The following is a 1,044-nucleotide window of genomic DNA, read 5'->3' as shown; positions in this document are numbered from 1 at the left end:
GAGCCGATCTGCAAACACCTGCCGATTGCCCCATCCACGTTCTACGATCACCTGGCCAAACGAGCGAACCCTGACTTGCTGTCGGATCGGGCGAAGCGGGACAAGGCGTTGCGGCCAGAGATCGAGCGGGTTTGGGAACAGAACTACAAGGTCTATGGCGTTCGGAAGGTGTGGCATCAAATGAAACGGGAAGGCTTTGACATTGCCCGCTGTACCGTTGCCCGATTGATGAAGGACATTGGGATCGAAGGTGTCATTCGTGGCAAGAAGGCTCGAACGACCATCCCGAGCAAGTCCCCGCCATGCCCGCTGGACAAGGTGAACCGCCAGTTCAAGGCCTCTGCGCCGAATGTCCTCTGGGTCAGCGATTTCACCTATGTCGCAACATGGCAGGGCTTTGTGTATGTGGCCTTTGTTATCGACGCTTTTGCGCGCCGTATCGTGGGGTGGCGGGTCAGCCGGACGGCCCACGCCGGGTTCGTCCTGGATGCACTGGAACAGGCCGTTCACCAGCGACAGCCCGGGGCTGGTTTGGTGCATCATTCCGATCGCGGATCGCAATACCTGTCCATTCGATACACCGAACGGTTGGCCGAGGCTGGGATCGAACCCTCTGTGGGCAGCGTAGGTGACTCGTATGACAACGCTTTGGCAGAGACGATCAACGGCCTGTTCAAAGCCGAGGTCATCCACCGCCGAGGCCCATGGCGCAGCTTCGACGCCGTGGAATACGCCACGCTCGAATGGGTGGATTGGTTCAGCAACCGCCGCCTGCTGGAACCCATCGGGAATATCCCGCCAGCAGAGACCGAAGCAAAATTCTACGCGGCTCTGGGAAGATCAGACATGGCCGCGTAACTAAGATAAATCAGCCTCCGGCAAACCCGGCGCGGTTCATGGTGCCATCTTCAACCTGCTTCAGCACAAACGCTCTCTGCGCCTCCATGAATTTACTCTTCTTCATAGAACTCTCCTTCTCCCGCACGCGGGATCATAAATGGAAAATTCCAGCTCTGATCGATCCAGCTTTCGGGCAGCAGGTCA

1 protein-coding gene is annotated in these 1,044 nt (G+C 57.9%); it reads left to right on the top strand.

Features of this window, described 5'->3' with window-relative positions; translation table 11 throughout:
* Nucleotides 1-858: IS3 family transposase (locus H7847_RS26605; protein ID WP_227272744.1), on the top strand; the 858-nt coding region annotated here is incomplete at its 5' end.
* Nucleotides 859-1,044: the final 186 nt, after the last annotated feature.

Origin of the sequence: Roseobacter weihaiensis (genome assembly GCF_020622345.1) — a bacterium.
Lineage (GTDB): Bacteria > Pseudomonadota > Alphaproteobacteria > Rhodobacterales > Rhodobacteraceae > Roseobacter > Roseobacter weihaiensis.
Note: the sequence above shows the minus strand (reverse complement) of the source record. Positions and strands in the feature narration are given on the sequence as shown.